The organism is Moraxella sp. CTOTU47915 (assembly GCF_031986685.1).
Classification (GTDB): Bacteria; Pseudomonadota; Gammaproteobacteria; order Pseudomonadales; family Moraxellaceae; genus Faucicola; species Faucicola tetraodonis.
This window is the reverse complement of sequence record NZ_DAMAAE010000004.1, coordinates 15,351-34,933: the sequence shown is the minus strand read 5'-3', so window position 1 is coordinate 34,933 and position 19,583 is coordinate 15,351. Positions and strand designations below refer to the sequence as shown.

Sequence of the window (19,583 nt, the reverse complement as noted above, 5' to 3'; positions counted from 1 at the left end):
TATAAATCCGCGAATCAATCAAAATCCAAGCCGAATAACTTGGATTTTTTTCGTCATGTTGTTGGTAATTATTAAAGCAAAGTATCACCCTAAACGCTCAATGATTGGCATTGATAAAAAAATAATCGATAGCCGTCTAAGCATGGTATAATTGTCAGTTTTTATTGACAAGCGAATCATGGGTGACACGATGAAATACCCTAAAATCTACGACGTAATTGTGATTGGTGGCGGTCATGCTGGCACAGAAGCGGCGCTAGCTGCTGCACGCATGGGTCAGCAGACGCTTCTACTTACGCATAATATTGAAACCTTGGGACAGATGAGCTGTAATCCTGCGATAGGCGGGATTGGCAAGTCGCATTTGGTGCGTGAAGTCGATGCGTTGGGCGGCGCTATGGCGCTTGCCACTGACAAAGCAGGGATTCAGTTTCGTGTGTTAAATAGCCGTAAAGGTGCCGCTGTCCGTGCTACACGTGCGCAAGCAGACCGTATTTTATATAAAGCGGCGATTCGCCATACCTTAGAGAATCAGCCAAACTTGGATATTTTCCAACAAGCGGCGGATGATATTTTGGTTGAAAACGGCAAAGCCGTAGCCGTGGTTACCCAATCAGGGATTGAATTTGCTTGCGGGGCAGTGGTGTTGACCTCTGGCACTTTTTTAGGTGGTACTATTCATATTGGGTTAGAAAACCACAAAGGTGGACGTGCAGGCGATCCGCCTTCTATCCGTTTGGCAGATAGATTGCGTGAACTCAAGCTGCCGGTTGGACGTCTCAAAACAGGCACGCCACCACGCATTGATGCGCGCACGGTTGATTTTAGTGTCATGACCGTGCAGCCAGGGGATACACCACTGCCCGTCATGTCGTATTTGGGCGATGTGTCCATGCATCCGCGCCAAATCAACTGCTATATCACCCATACCAATGAACGCACCCATGACATTATCCGCAGTGGGCTGGATCGCTCACCCATGTATTCAGGGGTGATTGAAGGCATTGGTCCCCGTTATTGCCCATCGATTGAAGATAAAATTCATCGATTTGCGGATAAAGACAGCCATCAGATTTTTATTGAGCCTGAAGGATTGACCACCCATGAACTTTATCCCAATGGGATTTCAACGAGTTTACCATTTGATATTCAGTTGGCTTTAGTCCGCTCGATGAAAGGGCTGGAAAATGCGCACATCTTGCGTCCTGGCTACGCAATTGAATACGATTATTTTGACCCACAAAATCTTAAACCAAGCCTTGAGACCAAATCTATTGATAACCTATTTTTTGCCGGTCAAATCAATGGAACGACAGGGTATGAAGAAGCCGCTGCGCAGGGTATCTTAGCTGGGTTAAATGCAGCCCGTCGCACCCAAGGACTGGATGCTTGGACACCGCGCCGCGACCAAGCCTATATCGGTGTGTTGGTAGATGATCTCATCACAAATGGTACCAAAGAGCCGTACCGTATGTTTACCAGTCGTGCCGAATACCGTCTACTGCTGCGTGAAGACAATGCCGATCAACGCTTGACAGAAATTGGTCGTGATTTAGGACTGGTGGACGATGCACGCTGGCAAGTGTATAGCGATAAAATGACAGCGATTGAGCAAGAAACCGCACGTTTGCGCTCGCTTTGGGCAACGCCCACTAATACGCTAGGTCAATCATTTATCGATAAAACCGGCGAAGTACTGACCAAAGAGAATAACGCGCTGGATTTGTTAAAACGTCCGAATGTGTCATTTGATGATATTAGCGAATTGACCCAATCTTCCGTATCTGCTGAAGTGGGTGAGCAAATTGAAATTGGTGTCAAATACGCCGGTTATATCGATCGTCAGCAAGTTGAAATCGGTCAGATGAAAAAACTTGAACACACGCTCATTCCAGAAGATTTTACTTATCATGATATCTCTGGGCTTTCCAATGAAATTGTGCAAAAACTTGAAAAAGTGCGCCCAACCACGCTTGCCCAAGCCAGTCGCATTAGCGGTGTCACGCCAGCTGCGGTACAACTTTTGGCAATGATGATTAAAAAAAGCAAAAAAGCGCGTGAAGTGCTAAGCTCTTAACTTTAGACCATGCTACATAAGTCCCATGGTATTGGTATGTGCCATACTTGGGACTTTTTTATTTTCTACTCAAAAAAATTATTATGCTAACTGCGTTCCTCTTTGCGCTAAAAATTACCTTGCCCAATATCTTACTGATGTTATTGGGGGTGATGATGCAAAAAAAACAAACCATCAACCAGTCGTTTGTTGAAATCGCCTCTGATATGGTTTTTAACTATTGCCTGCCATGTTTGCTGTTTTTTAGTATTCTAAAAAGTGACATTCATTTTGCGGAGCAGGTCGATTTGATTAAATCGGGATTGATGGTCACTTTTGGGCTATTTTTTCTCGGTGAGCTATTTGCTTATTTTTTTGTCAAAAATAGCCGTGATAAAGGTGTGTTTGTACAAGGCGTCTTTCGCAGTAACATGGCAATTATGGGACTGGCGACTGTGACCAACGCCTATGGTAGCCAAGGCGTTAGTATCGGTGCGGTTTATATGGGTCTTTTAACCATTGTGTATAATGTGTTGTCTGTGATTAGCCTAAGCAGAAATGACAACAACAGCCAAGGCATGGTTAAAAAAGCCATCACCATGACCAAAAAAATCGGGCAAAATCCGTTAATTATTGCGTTGGTATCGGCGTTTGCTTATAAGTTATTGCAGCTGCCGATGCCGCCTGAATTTATCATCAAAACAGGCGAGTTATTGGCGGCGGTAGCGTTACCGTTGGCTTTGATTTGTGCAGGCGCGACACTCGATATCAAGTCGATGCTCAATATGACAGGCGTGTCTATGCAGGCTAGCATCGGTCGAATCATCGTGGCGCCTATCACAGCGGTTGTGGTGGGTGGCTTGATGCAGTTATCACCGATACAAATGGGCGTGATGTTTATTATGGTAACATCGCCTGTTGCTGCTGCCAGTTATGTGATGGCTCGCAGCATGGGGGGCAATGAAATATTAGCGGCCAATATTTTAGGATTTACCACCGTTTTTTCTATGTTTAGTCTAGCCATCGGCATGGCATTGTTGCGCCATTTTGGCTTGGCGTAGCGCAAAATTGGCTAGGCATAGATTATTCGAAGTAGATTATTCAAAATAGTGTAGCCATTTTAGGGCAACTTCATCAACGTTATCGATACTGTCGGACTTCGGCAACCATTCGCGGCTAGCGGTGACCCGAATCGCATTGGTTTGATTGATATCATATTGACTACCAATACTGAGTTTGGGCTGCCAATAGCTTTCATTATCACTATCGCCACTTAACCAAAACGGCAGGTTTAATTCCGATATCGCACGCCAATTTGGACGCAATTCTGCATTGCATCCAATATTGACGCCAAGCCCAGCACGATAACCATGATATAAGCCCTTACCAAACTGCGCTGCAAGAGTGCCCAAGGCATAGCAAATATTGGCGGGCATATCGCCTGTGTTTGGGGCGGCGCTACCTAGTGCTACGCTTTTACCAAATTCACCGCTGATATTTGCGACCAAATGATTGTCTGTAGCGCTGCGGTCATCTTTGTTGCTACTGCTGGCACCCTTGATACCATCAAAGACTCGCTGTAAACCAATATTACCACCCCATGAAATACCTTTTTTTGCGCTATTAATCGGATGCAATGAACGCACATCAAATAATCCTAGTTGCTCAAGTTGCACGGTATCTTGATGGTCGGCGTTGTCATGGATGCTAAGACCCATACTCAATGCCGTCAGTTGTGAGCCTATGGGATAGCCATCAATTTTATCCAACGCATCACGATACACCATGCGGTAATTTAAAGTGATAGCCTGGTTACTGTCTAACTTAGGTCGTCCACTGACCCTGTCAAACGACTGCTGACTAACTCCGATATCAAATCGACTTAAAGGATTAGCCAGTTCAGGATTGTCGCGGCTAGGCAATATCTGAGAACTTAACGCTATATCTTGATGGGGATTGTTAAAAGCCTTGGGATGATTTGCCGTGTTGCGGGCATTTAATTGCGCTTGCACGATAGTCGGTGTTGAAGGACTAAAATTGGTAGAGCGAATCAAATTTTCGCGATTTAACATGCGTACCACTTGGGCGGGGGAAATCATTGGGGAGTCAGTCACTAAAAAATTTTTATCGGGAAAAATAGAATTTAGTAACACCAAAATTTCAGAGGCGCAATTATCGGATAACAGATAATAAGGCAAGTTTTGGTCTTTGATTTCCCAAGTTCGATAGGCAAGTTGTTTAACTTGTTTATCAGTAAGATTGAGCTGATATTGCCATACGTTGCGCCCATTATCTTGCAAATATTCTTTGATACCTTGCTGATAATTGGTCATGGTAAATTCGCCCGCATTGCCACCGATACTAGATTTGTAAGCAAATTTTAAAAAATGCTCACCGTCGGTGACTTTCGGCGTGAAGTTCAAATAGTATTGATTGCTAAGGTCGGCATTATCAAATCGCAAAAAACTATGGGCAAATGCAGACGGTGGGCTATCTAAATACTCACTGGCAAAAATTAATGAGACGGATTGGGGATTGATTTTTTGTAGCCATGAATCGAGTGCATCACAATGCTGATTGGGTAGGCTTGAGGTATCGATGGCTAAGTTTTCAATGAGCCACTGTGTACGAGCGGGAAAGCGACATTGGACAGAGGCATTATTTTTTTCGCTTGGGTGAAATAACTGTGTGAGCATTTCGTCAAGTTCTGCTTGGGGATTTTTGGCACCTTGCGCGCTAGCAAAAAATTGTCTTTGGCTCGCTTGTGGGTTAAAACGATTGTTGACCCGACTTTCAAAGGGCCGTTTTGTGGTGACTGTTTCAGGATAATACAACAACCGCAGCCACGCTTTTTGCGCCGCTAAGTTTTGCTCATGGGCTGATGTCAATGCCGTTTGCAGTGCTTGGGTAGCGGCAGTAGGCGTCGGCGTAGATAGGGCTGTATCTGACAAAAATTGCTGAGCTGGTGCAGGCGAGACATTGGATAAAGGCGCTGCTAACGCATAATGTTGAGCGAATATTAGGCTTAATACAAAGGCTGCTTGAGCCAACTGCTTTTGATTAAAAGCTATTTTCTTTTGATTAAAAACTATTTTCTTTTGATTAAAAACACGGGTTACAGCGTGTTGATGATAGCTGTATTTGAGAGAGTTCATAGCGGTGCTCTATTTTATAAGGTAAATTTTTATAAGGTAAGTTTTCACAACTTTTGATAAGCAAAGCATATAATATCTGTGTGCAAATTAACATTGCCCAATTTGTAATCACGCCATTGTAGGCAGCTATCTGGCTATAAGACAACTTGCCAAATAGATTTTATCCGCTTAATTTGCTATAATTTTTTAATTATTTAGCAAAATTTTTTTAAACTATTGTGATTTATTAAAGGGTATAAGGACAATTCAGTCATGGATAAACAAGCGATTTTATCAGCGTTAACGCCTGAAATTGTTGAAAAATTTCGTCAAGCGATTTCGCTTGGCAAATGGGAAGATGGTCGAAAGTTGACGGAAGAACAGCGTCAAACTTGTATGCAAGCGGTGATGGTGTGGGAGCATGAGTTTTTGGTTGTAGAAGAGCGTACTGGCTATATTCATCGACCCAAAAAAGCGGCAGAAGACTGTGATATCGGTCATGATCATCACTACCCAAATAAACCGCAGGACGAGGACGGTGAAAAACCGATTAAATTTAGTTAGGCGATAAAAAAAGGCGAGTTCATTATCTCGCCTTTTTTACACTATTTTTTTAAGTACTTATTTATCAATTATTTGAATACTTAACTACTTAGGTATAAGTACTTAAGTATAAGTACTTGGTATTAGCTAGTTGATTATTTTTCTAAAATGGCGACCACACCTTGTCCGCCCGCCGCACAGATAGAAATCAGCGCACGACCCGAGCCTTTTTGATCCAGTAGTTTAGCGGTGCTGGCAAGAATGCGACCACCGGTTGCGGCAAACGGATGCCCTGCAGCAAGTGATGAGCCATTTACGTTGAGTTTACTGCGGTCAATCGCGCCAAGTGGTTTATCAAGATCTAAGCGCTCTTTACAAAAACTTTCGTCTTCCCATGCAGCAAGCGTAGACAATACCTGTGAAGCAAATGCTTCGTGAATTTCATAATAATCAAAATCTTGCAGCGTTAAGCCTGCACGTTCCAACATACGTGGCACAGCATAGGCAGGTGCCATCAATAAGCCTTCTTTAACACCTTTTTTACCTGTAAAATCAACTGCAGCGGTTTCTTGGTAGGTGAGATAAGCAAGCGGTTTTAATCCATTCGCTGCAGCCCACTCATCTGTCCCTAATAACACACAAGATGCGCCATCGGTCAACGGTGTTGAGTTGCCCGCCGTCATGGTTGGGTTGGCATTTTTCTTACCAAATACAGGTTTTAATGACGCCAATTTTTCTAACGAAATATCAGGACGTAGATTATTGTCGCGTGTTAAACCCTTAAATGGCGTGATTAAATCATCAAAAAAACCCTCATCGTACGCACGCGCCAAGTTTTTATGACTATTAAAGGTAAACTCATCTTGTGCTTCACGGGTGATTGCCCATTCAAGTGCGGTGATGGCTTGGTGCTCACCCATTGATAATTTGGTACGAGGTTCACCATTTTGCGGTGCATCAATCAAGTCTTTTGGGTTAATGCTTAATAACGCTTGCAAGCGATCTTTATTGGTTTTGGCATTATTAAGTTTTAACAGCGCTTTACGAAGCCCATCACCAATGCCTAAAGGGGCATCAGAGGTGGTGTCCACACCGCCTGCAATCCCTGAATCAATCAGCCCCAAGGCGATTTTATTGCTCACCGCGAAAGCCGCTTGTAGTCCAGTACCACACGCCTGTGACACATCATAAGCAGGTGTTTGTGGACTTAACGCCGTGCTTAACACGCATTCACGGGTGAGATTGATATCACGGCTTAATTTAATGACCGCGCCCGCCACCACTTCACCCAATCGTTTATCTTGTAAGTTATAGCGTTCCACCAAGCCATTAAGCGCAGCTGTCAACATTTCAGAGTTGCTGACATTGGTATATTGACCATTTGAGCGGGCGAAAGGAATACGGTTGCCACCTAAAATAGCGACCTTTTTGCCAGCAGGCTGTTGAGTTGGGTGTTGAAAATTGTCCATAGAAAAATCCTTTTGAGCAATCAATTAAATAATTGAGATAAATTTAAACCAAATAACTTTTTAAAAATAACTAAATCTTTTAAAAATAACTAAACTTTTTAAGTTGCAGTGATGTTACCATAAAACGCAGACAAAAATATCGCCTAAAGTTATATATATAACGATAATTTATATAAATGAACAAAACCAATAAAATTTTATTTGATATGACTGTTCAATGTTGTTTGATTGGTATAAAATTTACACAGTATCTATGTTTAGCAGCTGTGTTTAATTGAGTGTTTAACTCACTTTTTAATTCAGTCTTATCTAATAGCCTAAGCAAAATTAACTATTCAAAGGAGTCCTTATGTCAGACCATTATTCAGAATTCGTTCAAAATCCATTGGGACGTAAGATTGCCCAAAATTTGGGTTTACCGATGCCAATTAACCTTGAGCGTTACAAAGACGGTCAAGCACCCGTGACAGGCAGTGTCATTTTTGGGGCTAGTGAAAACGCTGTCCTGGCAAATGACATCGCCAAAGTATTAGCCAATGTGCAAGCCGATGTCTATCTAGACGCCAATGAGTCAGCGCGTGATGCTTTACAAAATGCACAGATTGAAGCCGAGCAGTTTGGCGCGAATCAGTATTTTAAAGTGGCAATTTTCGATGCTTCAGGTATCAAAACAACCCATGAGCTAAAACAAGTTTACAACTTCTTCCATCCGATTGCGCGTTCGATTGACCGCTCAGGTCGGGTTATCGTCATTGGCTTGCCACCAGAAAAATGCACCAGTATCGCACAGGCAGCAGCTCAGCGTGCTTTAGAAGGGTTTGTCAAATCCGTCGGTAAAGAATTTAAGCGCGGTATCACAAGCCAGCTTATCTATGTAGACCCAAATGCGGCGCAGAACCTTGAATCTACTTTACGTTTTTTTGCCTCACCGCGTTCTGCGTATGTGTCAGGTCAAGTGGTCAGAGTGGGTGAAGGCAACCCAGTCACGGTCGATTGGCAAAAGCCCTTAAAAGGTAAAACACTGGTGGTGACTGGCGCGAGCCGAGGTATTGGCGAAGCCATCGCAAAGGTATTGTCGCGTGATGGCGCACATGTCATCTGTGTCGATGTGGCTGCACAGCAATCGGACTTGCAAAAAGTAGCAGGTGAGATAGGCGGCTCTACCTTAACATTAGATATCACCGCCGACGATGCTGGCGAAAAAATAGCCGCAGCGGCAGCTAAGCGTGGCGGCTTAGATGGTATTGTCCACAATGCAGGCATAACGCGTGACAAGACATTGGCAAAAATGGATGATAACATGTGGGATGCCGTCATGAACGTCAATCTCAATGCGGAAGAAAAAATTGATGATTATCTGCTCAGTCATGACAGTTTCAATGAAAACGCGAGAATTGTATGTGTATCATCCATTAGCGGTATTGCCGGCAATTTGGGACAGACCAATTATGCCATGAGCAAAGCTGGCGTGATTGGCGCGGTACAAGCGACTGCGCCTACATTAAAGAATGGTATTACCATTAACGCGGTAGCGCCAGGATTTATCGAAACCCAAATGACGGCTGCCATACCTTTTGCGATTCGAGAAGCAGGTCGCAGGATGAACTCAATGAGCCAAGGCGGTTTGCCGATTGATGTGGCTGAGACCATTGCTTGGCTGGCTTGCCCTGCATCGGGCGGCGTCAATGGCAACATTGTCCGCGTCTGTGGTCAAAGTGTGTTGGGTGCGTAATTATTGACGGGCTGAAAAAAAATCAGTATCGAAAATATCGCTACTGATTTTTTTTCATTATTTTTTCTAAGTATTTTTTCTAAGTCAAACTTAAACTAAGCTTTATGCAAAAAATCAACAATTAGATTGTGACATTCGATTATAATAAACTAAGTTCTCAGATTTTGAGATCTGACGGTAATGAAAAGTAATGGAATATACCCGAACACTATCTAATCAAACAGCCATTTTTTGGCTCAAGCTTAAAAAGTAAAAAAGTAAGGACAGTCTGTATGTCAGACCAAAATTTTAGTCGTTTGCCAAAGCCGCACACCACCTATGCCAATATTATCAAAAGTTTTTTACCCATCGGCGACCAAGACAAATCAGCCAATGCGGTGCTGCCCAATGCTACTTATAGCGTCAATACGCTTGAAATCGACCATGATAACTTAGCCGATTACCGCAGAATTTGTGGTTTTGAAAACAATAGCTACGTGCCGCCGACGTATTTTGCGGTGCTGTCGCAGTCGTTACAGATGAACATGATGGTCAAAGAGCCATTTCCCTTTGCCATGCTCGGCTTGATTCATGTGCAAAACAGTGTTACCCAATATCGGCGCATTAAAGATAGCGCAATTTTTAAAATGGCGGTGAGCTTTGCTAACCTGCGCGACCATGATCGTGGTAAGCAGTTTGATTTTGTGACTAAAGTTTTTGAAAAAGATGAGCTGGTGTGGGAAGGGACTTCGACGTATTTATCACGCCAAAAAAGCAAAAAAACGACTCACAAAGCATCGACGACGCAAGTAGAACCCAAGCCCACACTTGATAGTAATGATATGCATGAATTTTGGGAAATTCCTGAAGATATCGGGCGTCGCTATGCGTTTATCTCTGGGGATTTTAATCTGATTCATTTGCATCCTTTATCCGCCAAGGCATTTGGTTTTCCAAAAGCCATTGCCCATGGTATGTGGACAAAAGCCAAATGCTTGGGTGCGTTGGGTGATTTGCCAGAGAGCTTTACCTGTGATGTGACGTTTAAATTGCCGATTTTTTTGCCCTCTGAAGTAGAGTTTATCGCAAAATTTGATAATCGTGACGAGCAAGTGGATTTTGGTGTGTATGATGCTACTACACCAAAAGCCAATTTGATAGGGAAAATCACCCAAGCGCAGGCTAAATAATAGCGATAAAAAAGCGACAGAAAAATTTCAATAAGGGTTCAATGTTAAGCGGCTATTTTTTTAGCAGGGTGTTTTCTAGCACAATGGTTTTTAGCAAATGGTTTTTTAGGATGCTATTGAAGTAATGAAGGATTTAATGGATTATCAAGCGCTCAATCAACACCTAGCCCAACTGTTATCACAATTTGATCTTAATCAAAAGGTAGGTGGCTGCAGTCTGGTTATTTTTCATCAAGGTAAAGCAGTTACTCAATTGGCTCACGGTATCGCAAATATTGATAAAACTAACCAGCAAATCACCCCTTGGCAGCCATCCACCTTGTCGCTGAATTTTTCGACAGGTAAGGGGATACTTGTTACGTTGATTCATATTTTAGTGAGTCAAAATCTTTTAGCGTATGACAAAACTTTGGCTAGCTATTGGCCAGCGTTTGCCCAAAATGGCAAAGATAGCGTCACTTTGCGTGATATGCTAACCCACGAGTCGGGATTATTTAATATTGTCAGTATTACCGAACATGCCAAAGACATGCTAGATTGGCAATTGATGCTCAGCAATGTTGAGCAAATGGCATTAAATAGTCCAACTAATACGCAGAGTTCAGGTAATAGTTCAGCTAATAAGAAGCAGCCTGTTAATCAATCAACCGAATCTAGCGCGGCTTCCCATGCGGATTCTAGCGCGGCTTATAGTGCCTTGGTATCCGGCTGGGTATTGGGTGGGCTGATTGAAAAAGTAACCCAATTGCCCCTGCAGCAAGCCCTAGAATATTATTTATTGGAACCGCTCGATTTGGTCGGTCAAGCTTACTTTGGGGTACCCAAAGACAAAGTTGAACAGGTGGCAGGTCAAATACGTGCCAAAGAGACTCAAGCTAAACCTTTACTCACTCAAGATGCTGACTCAACGCTACAATTTTATCAATCCTTGCCTTTTTACCCCGAGTGGTTAACATTGTCTCAATCGGGCTCTCCTTTGACAACGCAGGCCATTAACGCGCTGTATTTTCAACCTGCTAATATCAATATCGAAGACTATAAATCTGCGCTGGTACCCATCGGTAGCAGACAATTTAATTATTATCACCCTGTCACCCTGCAGGCGAAAATTCCTGCCGCAAATGGAGTAGCCAGCGCGATAGCGTTGGCTACAATATATGCAATGCTTGCAAATCGCGGCGTTTGGCAAGGTAAAACGCTAATCAATTCTGCTGTTTTTAAGGCGCTTTCAACCATTCACAATGAGCAATTTGACAAAATCATGCCAGCGGTAATGGCGTGGCGACTCGGTTATCATCGTGTGTTTAGTCTGTTCCATGATGTGTCTGATGCATTTGGACATATGGGGTATAATGGGTCTATGGCCTGGTGTGATCCCAGTCGCGCATTAGCAGTGAGCTTTGTACATAATTATGATGTCACTATGCTGGGTGATGATCGCCAATTTATCTTGAATGAAACCATATTAGATTTTTTTGCTTAGCCTAATTGCTAAGGCTTTTTTCTTAGTCTTGTTTCTTAGCCCCATTTAAACAGTAAAAGGAATGTAATCAATGCCGTATGACACTCAAAATATTTTTGCCAAAATTCTTCGTGGTGAGATTCCTAGCCATAAAGTTTATGAAGATGACAAAACGCTTGCCTTCATGGATATCATGCCGATGGCAGAAGGGCATGTTTTAGTGATTCCAAAATGTGAGGCCGTTGAATTGTCGGATATGCCAACCGATTATATAGCGGCAGTTTTCAGCACCGCGCAAAAAGTCATGGCAGCGCAGCGCAAGGTATTTAATCGCCAAGGTATTGTGCAGATGCAGTTAAATAATGCTGAGGCAGGACAATCGGTATTTCATTACCACGTTCATTTGATTCCAAGCAGTATTTATCATCTTGGATTGCATGAAAATCGTCAAGGCGATCATGAGCGTCTAGCAGCGCTGGCTAATCAATTAAAATCAGCGATTGCAAATTAATTCGCGACTTGCAAGTAGCGGATAATTAACACCCAACCCCCTATTTGCAAGCAGGTAAGATAGTTGTCGAGGTACAAATCGGTAAAAACCCCGCATCGGTTAAAACATCTTGTGCTTTTACCGACTTTAGATAATCCACAAAGATTTGACTGGTGTTAGGGTGATTCAAAATGATGCCATCTTGCAGAATTGGCGGATAACTATTTTTAGGCAGTATCAAGTAGTTATTGCTTAGTGTATTGACATTTTGCAGGGCAATGTTATTGGGTTTATTCAATACTTGCGAGAGGCTTACAAATCCAAAATCTGCTTTTCCACTTTCAGTTAACGCAAAAGTTTCATCTAGGGTATTGGTATAAATAATCTTAGGCTTGATATTATTATAAAGGTTTTGATTGACCAACCAGGCTTCTGCTGCCACGCCATAAGCTAAATTCTCTGGATTGGCTATCGCTAAACTAAAGGGTTTATTGTCGAGCATCAATTGATCAAGCGTGGTTGTAGGGCTAATGTCCATAGGGTATTTGTGACTATAAAGCACTAACTGACCACGGGTATAAGTAAAAGGCGATGATTTAACACCCTTAACACTGGCAAGCATTTGCTTTGGGTAAGTCTGATTACCCGATAAATAAATATCAAAGTTTTGAGGGTTGGCATTTACCGTATCATACAGCGCAGCATTGGGCTCAAAGGTAATTTGAATCTTTATATTCGGATAATTGTGGTTAAAATCTGATACCAAAATCGGCAATACCATGCGAAGATTGGAAAAAGCGGCAATACGTAGATTCTCAATCGCTTGAGGTGAAGAGGCGGCAGGCGCATTCTTTGAGATAGCTTTGGCAGGTTCTTTGGCAGATTGGTTGTTTGACGTCGTTGAATTTTGATTGCTATTTGATGAATTACAACCCGCTATGAATGCTGTGACAACAAATAGCACCCTAGTAAAAAAGATCGTGGCAGGTTGATTAAAAGTCATAAATTAACAAATTTAGCCCTAGTTTTTAGCGATATTATGATTAAGTGGCGAGCAAGAATACTATACAAAGTGGTAAATGAGTGTGTAAAAAACGTATCGATTTTATTGAAAAATTATTTTTTAAGTATTTTTGCTTCGAGACAGAAATAATTGAAAAAGTTGTTGCAAAAAAAAATAAAGTTGCTAAAATACCACCCCACATAGCCGATTACAGATAAACTAAAAAGCTATAGCCATCTATGCCAGTGTGGTGAAATTGGTAGACACGACGGATTCAAAATCCGTTGCCTTTAAAAGCGTGTCGGTTCGAGTCCGACCACTGGTACCAAATTAAAGCTCCTAATTACAGGGGCTTTTTTTTGAACTAAAATTGCTGGATAAAAATTTAACGTATGAATGATTAAGGTATTATTTTTAATTGTTTATCAAGCAAATCTATAATGCTATAATGCTATAATGCTATAAGGGATTACATGTTATTCAGTTGCAGTACTAATACTTTTGTTAGAGGCTAATAAAAATAATTAATTGGTGATGACGGTCAGATCGCTTACTTAAATTTACAAAATTTACAAGCGTGTAGCATTCAACTTTGATTACAATTACGCACTATATTGGTTTACTGTTAGATTTTGCCTTTTATCTTACGAGATTGTCACATGTTAGCAAAGCTCATAAAACTATCGCCTTTATTATTAGTTATATCTATTAGCGCCTGTAGTTCTAAAACCGCTATTACTAGTGGAATGTATTCGGGTAAACTGCCAGAAGTCATGACGCCAGATCAACCTGTTTCATTTGTTGCAGATAATGGTATACGATTTAATGTGGCTGAGTTAACTGTAAACAATATACCTGCTCCTGATATTTTTGCTAAAAGAACGGTTTCTTTTCCTCCATTGACAAGAGGCGGGGGTGTATATAATCGTATTGCTAAAGGAGATGTATTAGGAATTAATCTTCCAGGATATCCTGAAGTTGTCGGTACTAGTTCAGCAGCAGGTAATAGCATTTACGGCAATGGCTTTTTAGTTGATCAAAGCGGTTATATTCAATTTCCAATGATAGGACGAATAAAGGCAGAGGGGCTTACAGTAGCTGAACTCACTAGTCAATTAACTATTCGTTTATCACGTTATCTTAAACATCCAGATCCACAAGTTCGTGTACTTTCCTACCGCGGTAATAAATTTTATGTTGATGGGCAAGTAAAATCGCCTGGGCAATATGACATTGCAGATCAGCCTATCAATCTTTATACCGCTATCAGTATGGCAGGTGGTACGAGTGAAAAATCTGATACAAATAATATCCAGCTGATTAGAGCTGGAAGAACCTATAACTTTGGTTTCAAGTCACTGCAAAATGCTGGGTATTCTCCTAACCAAGTGATAATTCGTAATGGTGATACAATCAAAATTGGTGATTTGACCGAAAATAAAATTACTGTCATGGGCGAGTTTAATAAAATCAGTAATATTGAAATTCCTGAAAACGGTATGAGTCTGGCGGGCGTCATAGGGGAGGCGAATGGATTAATTGGTACTACTGCAAATGCTAAAAAAGTTTACGTATTACGTGAAAATTCGTCGAATAATGCTAATATCTATTATGTTGATATGACTTCCCTAACAAATTTTTCTTTAGCAAATCGCTTTAAAATGCAGCCGGGTGATGTGGTGTATGTAGACCCAACTGGTTTAACACGCTGGAATCGTATTCTTAGTCAAATCCTTCCTTCAGCGGCATTACCTGGAGTTGTAAGACAATTTTAATAGCTAGGTTTTTATTATGTCATTTGAAAAAATTTTAGTGGTATGCGTCGGTAATATCTGCCGCAGCCCCATCGGTGAAGCGCTATTACAGAAACAACATCCTAATCTAATCGTAAAATCAGCGGGATTAAGCGCATTAGTGGGCGAAGGGGCAGATGAAAAAGCCATTCAAGTGATGGATGAATGGAATGTTGATATGCGTAGTCATCGCGCCCAGCAGCTTACCCAAGAATTGATGCAAACATTTGATTTGGTGCTTTGTATGTCCAAAGATCAAGAGAGTTGGATAAAACAAAATTACTCAAGCCAACGTGGAAAAGTATATCGGATTGGTCACTGGATAAACGAAAATGTAGCCGATCCTTATAAACTACCCATTGAAAAATTTTATGAAAGTCGAGCAGTGCTCAGTAAAGCTGTAGAAAGTTGGAAGGATAAATTAGCTTAACTTATAAAGCTGGCAAAGCTTTTGAAATTATAAGAAAGATTTATTTATTCTGTAACAATTAAAATGTATTTTATCGTAGTTTAGCATCAAGTGAGTAAGCATGGATCAGAAAGTAAATGATGATGAAATTGATTTAAGAGCGTTAATCGCAACTTTGTTAAATCATTGGAAATTAATTTTATCAATGCTGTTACTTGGTTTATTAGGCGGTCTCTATTATGCCCAATCGGCAACGCCAATCTATAAAACAAACTCATTGATTCAAGTTGACAAAACATCCTCAGGCGTTTCTGCTTTAGGTGAGGACGTTGTAGGTCTTCTAAACGCTCAGGATAGCTCTGCGCAAACAGAAGTAGAAATTATCAATTCTCGCATGATTCTGTGGCCTGTCATTAACCAATTGCATTTAGATTTAACTGTCAATCAACTTAAAGACAGTTTTTTAGACAAATTACTCATCAAGAAAAGTGTCCTAGTTAGTCATACAGACAATGGTGTGGGTAACTTAAAGGTTGGATTGTGGATAGCTGAATTTAATGTCCCTTTGGCCTACCAGAATAAAAATTTTACTCTAACTGCCATAGACAGCCAAAATTTTAAACTGATCTCTCCTGATGGCGCTGAATTTACCGGTAAAGTTGCAACCGCATCGCGTTTTAAAACGAGTGCGGGTAATATTGATATTCAAGTCACCTCATTAGCACCTGGTTATTCTTATAACTTGAGTAAACTTACACCAGCTAAGGCAATAGATAACCTTAGAGCAAATCTTGCGGTGGCTGAAAAAGGTAAGCAAACAGGGATTTTAGATGCTTCACTTACAGGCGCTAATCAAGATGAAATCACTAATACCTTAACGCGCATCGTTAAAATGTATGAAACGCAAAATCTTGATAAAAGTAGCGCGGAAACGACCAAAACCCTTGCATTTATGCAAGAACAACTGCCTAAATTAAAAGCAAAACTTGCAGAAGCGGAAGCAAAATTTAATAATTTTCGTGAACAAAATGCGACAGTTGATATTGATAAAGAAGCTGAATTAGCTATCAAAGTAAGATCGGAGATTGAAACCAATCTTCGTGAACTTGAGCTAAAACGAGCAGAATTATCCGAGCGCTATACGGATGAATATCCGGTATTAAAGCAATTAAATATGCAAATACAAGAGCTAAAAGACAAAGAAGATACTCTTAAACAAAATATTACCCGTATTCCAGAGGTTCAACGTCAATTTTTAGAATTATCGAGTGATGTTAAGATTAGCAATGAAATTTATTTAAATATGCTCAAAAACTATGAGCAATTGCAAATTGTCAAATCTGGACAATTGGGTAATGTACGCATCATAGATTTACCTATTAACACCTATGAACCTATTGCACCAAAAAAAGCGCAAATTGTCCTAATCGCGACACTGTTAGGTTTGATGTTAGGCATCGGGCTAGCCTTTTTAAAATCATTGCTGTTCGCGGGCGTGAAAGATTTAGAAGAATTAGAGAACAATACGGATATTCCGGTGATTGGTGTCATTCCTCATTCGCCTCGATTAACGCGGTTGTTAAAAAGTAAATCAACTAAAATTCCCTTGGTTGAGCAAATTGAACCTGAAGGGATGGTCAGTGAAGGCTTTAAGTCCATTCGCACTCATTTATTGTTTAATGCAACAAAAACCGAGGGCAATACGTTGTTAGTGACGGGTGCAGGCCCTGGTATTGGTAAGTCATTTATTGCCGCCAACCTTGCCGTAGCAATGGCAATGACAGGTAAACGTGTACTGTTAATTGACGCGGATGCTAGGTTAGGTCATCTGCAAGATCGATTTAATTTGCCAAATATCAATGGATTGGTTGATTATTTGGTTGATGATACCATTGATGCGGCTAATAGCAGCTATATGATTCAAACCACACTATATGAAAATCTGCATTTTATACCTAGGGGCAAAGGCCATAGTCACGCTTCAGAATTATTATTAAATGGAAAAATGAAAGCGCTTCTAGATTTTTATCGTCAATTCTATGACTATATCATTATCGATACCTCACCTGTAATGGGCACTTCAGATGCGCTATCGATAGGGCAGTTGGTTGATTCAGTCTTATTCGTGGTACGATATGACGTTTCAAACCTAAAACAGGTAAATTATGCAGTCGAAAAACTACAACGTGCGAATGTAAAAGTAGAAGGGATTATTTTCAATGATGCTAAGCAGTCTTTAATTGGCGCCTATAATTATCATTATGGTTATGAATATAAATCAAAAAATTAACGATATAAAGATGAATCATAGCCCTATCATCTACTAGGTTTTATATGAGCAATACAACTAACGCTACTAAAGCGCCTTTAGCTTTTACTGTACTATCCAATGCGATTGAGCAGCCTCGCTGGCTAAAAGTAGTAAGTCTGTTTGTGATAGATTATATTGCATCTATTATTACGTTGATTTTAGCGATTGCCCTACGCTATGCAAAATTTGACTTTCATACCAATATCTTGTCAATTATGCTACTTGGCGCTTTACCTGTTATCTTTTTAGCGGTTACTAAGTTTTACTCGCATGTTATTCGAGTTTTTCAAGATGAGCGTATGCGCTGGGCGCTTGTAGTTTTGCTAGGTTATCTATTAATTAGTCAAATACTGATTTTTTTAGGGGTAACACCTGATATTCCTAGAGCGGCGACCGCTATCCATGTTTTTTTGCTTTATTTATGGATATGGAATAGCCGAATTGTTTTGCAATTTATTATTTCAAGAACATTGCATCCTGAATTCTATGCACAAAAAAAAGAAAATGTATTAATTTATGGTGTGGGTCACATAACCAAAGATTTGATGCATGTGCTTCATCAAACGCACCAATTTAAAATAGTTGGGATTATCGATGTCAATGATAATTTTATTGGGGCTAGGGTATTAGGGGTTAAGGTGTATCCAAAAGATAACCTTGAGTCTTTAATTGCAGACTTAGAAGTTAATCATGTGTTTTTTGTATTACCCAGCCATCAGCGTCATATCCAAGAGCGTATTGTCAAGCAATTAGAAAACGTACCAGTTAAAATTAGTGAAATTCCAAGTTTGGAAGAAATCACCAGTGGTCGAATTAAATTATCAGATATTAAACCTGTCGATGTGCTAGATGTGCTACAACGCAATACGGTTAAACCAGATACATCGCTACTTGCCAAAAATATCAAAGATAAAGTTGTGATGGTGACAGGGGCGGGCGGTTCAATCGGCAGTGAGTTATGTCGCCAAATTTTAAAGCAGCAACCCAAAGCCTTGGTATTATTTGAACTGTCGGAGTATGCGCTTTACGCTATACACAGTGAACTGCAAAAACTTGCCAAAAATATGCAGCAGGAAAGACAACTAACAACTGTGACGCCGCTCTATGTTCATCTAGGCAGTGTTACCAATCAAAAACTTATTGAACTGCTATGCAACCAGTACGGCGTTCAAACCATCTACCATGCAGCGGCTTATAAACATGTCCCTATCGTCGAAAGTAACGAATACGAGGGTGTAATCAATAATTTTGTCGGTACGTTTAATACGCTACAAGGCGCAGTCAGCGCGGGTGTTGAAACCTTTGTTGCGATTTCAACGGATAAAGCCGTTAGACCAACTAATGTCATGGGCGCGACCAAACGCATGGCAGAGTTAGCTTGTCAAGCGATGGCTGCAGACCAATCAACAACCACTATCAGTATGGTGAGATTTGGTAATGTATTAGGTTCATCAGGTTCTGTCGTACCGCTGTTTAATAAGCAAATTGCAGCTGGCGGGCCTATCACCCTGACACATCCAGACGTGACAAGGTATTTCATGACGATTCCTGAGGCTGCTCAGCTCGTTATCCAAGCAGGTGCGATGGCGCATGGTGGCGAGGTATTCGTGCTTGATATGGGTGAGCCTGTTAAAATAATAGATCTTGCTAAACGCATGATTACGTTAAGTGGACTTAAAATCAAAGACCAACATAACCCCAATGGTGATATTGAAATTGTCATTGCGGGTTTACGACCTGGTGAAAAACTGTATGAAGAGTTAATCATCGATGGGGATAATATAGAGAAGACCCAGCATCCATTAATTATGCAAGCAAGAGAACGTAGTTTTGCTAAGATTGAACTTGATAATTTCATAGATCTTATCATTGAACAATATAATAATGAAAAAGATTTATATTGGCTAAGACAGAGATTTGAGTATTTTGTCGAGGGATATAGGAATAGAATTAACCCCTAGCTAATAGGCATCTGTAATATAGAAAATTACTAATGGTTTTAGCCTATCTAA

14 protein-coding genes and 1 tRNA gene are annotated in these 19,583 nt (G+C 40.8%); 12 read left to right on the top strand and 3 right to left on the bottom strand.

From position 1 onward, the window contains the following. Positions 1 to 190: 190 nt before the first annotated feature. Both mnmG and RTL34_RS04565 read left to right on the top strand, forming a co-directional pair. Positions 191 to 2,077, top strand: a complete 1,887-nt coding sequence (mnmG, locus tag RTL34_RS04570) for a tRNA uridine-5-carboxymethylaminomethyl(34) synthesis enzyme MnmG (RefSeq protein ID WP_312114927.1) — start codon at positions 191 to 193, stop codon at positions 2,075 to 2,077. A gap of 83 nt (positions 2,078 to 2,160) precedes the next feature. Continuing rightward, positions 2,161 to 3,117 (top strand): AEC family transporter, encoded by a 957-nt coding sequence (locus RTL34_RS04565; protein ID WP_312114925.1) that lies wholly within the window; start codon positions 2,161 to 2,163, stop codon positions 3,115 to 3,117. Positions 3,118 to 3,153: 36 nt separating this feature from the next. Here the strand turns inward: RTL34_RS04565 and RTL34_RS04560 are convergent, their stop codons facing one another. Beyond that, positions 3,154 to 5,106, bottom strand: coding sequence for an Lnb N-terminal periplasmic domain-containing protein (locus RTL34_RS04560; RefSeq protein ID WP_312114923.1), 1,953 nt, complete (start codon positions 5,104 to 5,106; stop codon positions 3,154 to 3,156). 357 nt (positions 5,107 to 5,463) lie between these two features. On the opposite strand from RTL34_RS04560, the gene RTL34_RS04555 reads away from it, so the two are divergent. Further along, positions 5,464 to 5,754, top strand: a complete 291-nt coding sequence (locus RTL34_RS04555) for a YeaC family protein (protein ID WP_219331352.1) — start codon at positions 5,464 to 5,466, stop codon at positions 5,752 to 5,754. Positions 5,755 to 5,888: 134 nt separating this feature from the next. On the opposite strand, the gene RTL34_RS04550 is transcribed toward RTL34_RS04555, so the two are convergent. Further along, complete coding sequence (locus tag RTL34_RS04550; RefSeq protein WP_312114920.1) at positions 5,889 to 7,202, bottom strand: acetyl-CoA C-acetyltransferase; 1,314 nt, start codon at positions 7,200 to 7,202, stop codon at positions 5,889 to 5,891. Positions 7,203 to 7,551: 349 nt separating this feature from the next. Here RTL34_RS04550 and RTL34_RS04545 point away from each other — a divergent pair, with 349 nt between their 5' ends. The 4 genes from RTL34_RS04545 to RTL34_RS04530 all read left to right on the top strand — a co-directional run bounded on the left by RTL34_RS04545 (position 7,552) and on the right by RTL34_RS04530 (position 12,076). Beyond that, the gene (locus RTL34_RS04545) at positions 7,552 to 8,934 is read left to right on the top strand and encodes a 3-oxoacyl-ACP reductase (RefSeq protein WP_312114918.1); all 1,383 of its coding nucleotides are present in this window, start codon (positions 7,552 to 7,554) and stop codon (positions 8,932 to 8,934) included. A 272-nt stretch (positions 8,935 to 9,206) separates the two neighbouring features. Then, positions 9,207 to 10,103 carry a MaoC family dehydratase gene (locus RTL34_RS04540; protein ID WP_312114916.1) on the top strand — a complete coding sequence of 299 codons (897 nt, stop codon included), beginning with the start codon at positions 9,207 to 9,209 and terminating at the stop codon, positions 10,101 to 10,103. 136 nt (positions 10,104 to 10,239) lie between these two features. After that, positions 10,240 to 11,586, top strand: a complete 1,347-nt coding sequence (locus RTL34_RS04535) for a serine hydrolase domain-containing protein (protein WP_312114914.1) — start codon at positions 10,240 to 10,242, stop codon at positions 11,584 to 11,586. Between the two features lie 70 nt (positions 11,587 to 11,656). Next, on the top strand, positions 11,657 to 12,076 hold the full coding sequence (locus RTL34_RS04530) for an HIT family protein (RefSeq protein ID WP_309592663.1): 420 nt from the start codon (positions 11,657 to 11,659) through the stop codon (positions 12,074 to 12,076). 40 nt (positions 12,077 to 12,116) lie between these two features. Here RTL34_RS04530 and modA read toward each other — a convergent pair whose 3' ends face one another. After that, positions 12,117 to 13,058, bottom strand: coding sequence for a molybdate ABC transporter substrate-binding protein (gene modA, locus RTL34_RS04525; protein ID WP_312114912.1), 942 nt, complete (start codon positions 13,056 to 13,058; stop codon positions 12,117 to 12,119). A gap of 241 nt (positions 13,059 to 13,299) precedes the next feature. Here modA and RTL34_RS04520 point away from each other — a divergent pair. The 5 genes from RTL34_RS04520 to RTL34_RS04500 all read left to right on the top strand — a co-directional run bounded on the left by RTL34_RS04520 (position 13,300) and on the right by RTL34_RS04500 (position 19,532). Beyond that, positions 13,300 to 13,386: transfer RNA gene (locus tag RTL34_RS04520), tRNA-Leu, on the top strand. Between the two features lie 331 nt (positions 13,387 to 13,717). After that, positions 13,718 to 14,833, top strand: coding sequence for a polysaccharide biosynthesis/export family protein (locus RTL34_RS04515; protein ID WP_312114910.1), 1,116 nt, complete (start codon positions 13,718 to 13,720; stop codon positions 14,831 to 14,833). Positions 14,834 to 14,849: 16 nt separating this feature from the next. After that, positions 14,850 to 15,281, top strand: a complete 432-nt coding sequence (locus tag RTL34_RS04510; RefSeq protein WP_312114907.1) for a low molecular weight protein-tyrosine-phosphatase — start codon at positions 14,850 to 14,852, stop codon at positions 15,279 to 15,281. 100 nt (positions 15,282 to 15,381) lie between these two features. Next, positions 15,382 to 17,550: a polysaccharide biosynthesis tyrosine autokinase gene (locus RTL34_RS04505; RefSeq protein ID WP_312114906.1), complete on the top strand. Its 2,169-nt coding sequence runs from the start codon at positions 15,382 to 15,384 to the stop codon at positions 17,548 to 17,550. 44 nt (positions 17,551 to 17,594) lie between these two features. Next, entirely contained in the window at positions 17,595 to 19,532 is a 1,938-nt protein-coding gene (locus RTL34_RS04500) for a polysaccharide biosynthesis protein (protein ID WP_312114903.1), read from the top strand. The last annotated feature ends 51 nt before the right edge of the window (positions 19,533 to 19,583 follow it).

Excerpts from the sequence above, each read along its gene's own strand:
- mnmG (WP_312114927.1), top strand. The coding sequence starts at position 191 with ATGAAATACCCTAAAATCTACGACGTAATTGTGATTGGTGGCGGTCAT.
- RTL34_RS04565 (WP_312114925.1), top strand. The coding sequence starts at position 2,161 with ATGCTAACTGCGTTCCTCTTTGCGCTAAAAATTACCTTGCCCAATATC.
- RTL34_RS04555 (WP_219331352.1), top strand. The coding sequence starts at position 5,464 with ATGGATAAACAAGCGATTTTATCAGCGTTAACGCCTGAAATTGTTGAA.
- RTL34_RS04550 (WP_312114920.1), bottom strand. The coding sequence starts at position 7,202 with ATGGACAATTTTCAACACCCAACTCAACAGCCTGCTGGCAAAAAGGTC.
- RTL34_RS04545 (WP_312114918.1), top strand. The coding sequence starts at position 7,552 with ATGTCAGACCATTATTCAGAATTCGTTCAAAATCCATTGGGACGTAAG.
- RTL34_RS04540 (WP_312114916.1), top strand. The coding sequence starts at position 9,207 with ATGTCAGACCAAAATTTTAGTCGTTTGCCAAAGCCGCACACCACCTAT.
- RTL34_RS04535 (WP_312114914.1), top strand. The coding sequence starts at position 10,240 with ATGGATTATCAAGCGCTCAATCAACACCTAGCCCAACTGTTATCACAA.
- RTL34_RS04530 (WP_309592663.1), top strand. The coding sequence starts at position 11,657 with ATGCCGTATGACACTCAAAATATTTTTGCCAAAATTCTTCGTGGTGAG.
- modA (WP_312114912.1), bottom strand. The coding sequence starts at position 13,058 with ATGACTTTTAATCAACCTGCCACGATCTTTTTTACTAGGGTGCTATTT.
- RTL34_RS04515 (WP_312114910.1), top strand. The coding sequence starts at position 13,718 with ATGTTAGCAAAGCTCATAAAACTATCGCCTTTATTATTAGTTATATCT.
- RTL34_RS04510 (WP_312114907.1), top strand. The coding sequence starts at position 14,850 with ATGTCATTTGAAAAAATTTTAGTGGTATGCGTCGGTAATATCTGCCGC.
- RTL34_RS04505 (WP_312114906.1), top strand. The coding sequence starts at position 15,382 with ATGGATCAGAAAGTAAATGATGATGAAATTGATTTAAGAGCGTTAATC.
- RTL34_RS04500 (WP_312114903.1), top strand. The coding sequence starts at position 17,595 with ATGAGCAATACAACTAACGCTACTAAAGCGCCTTTAGCTTTTACTGTA.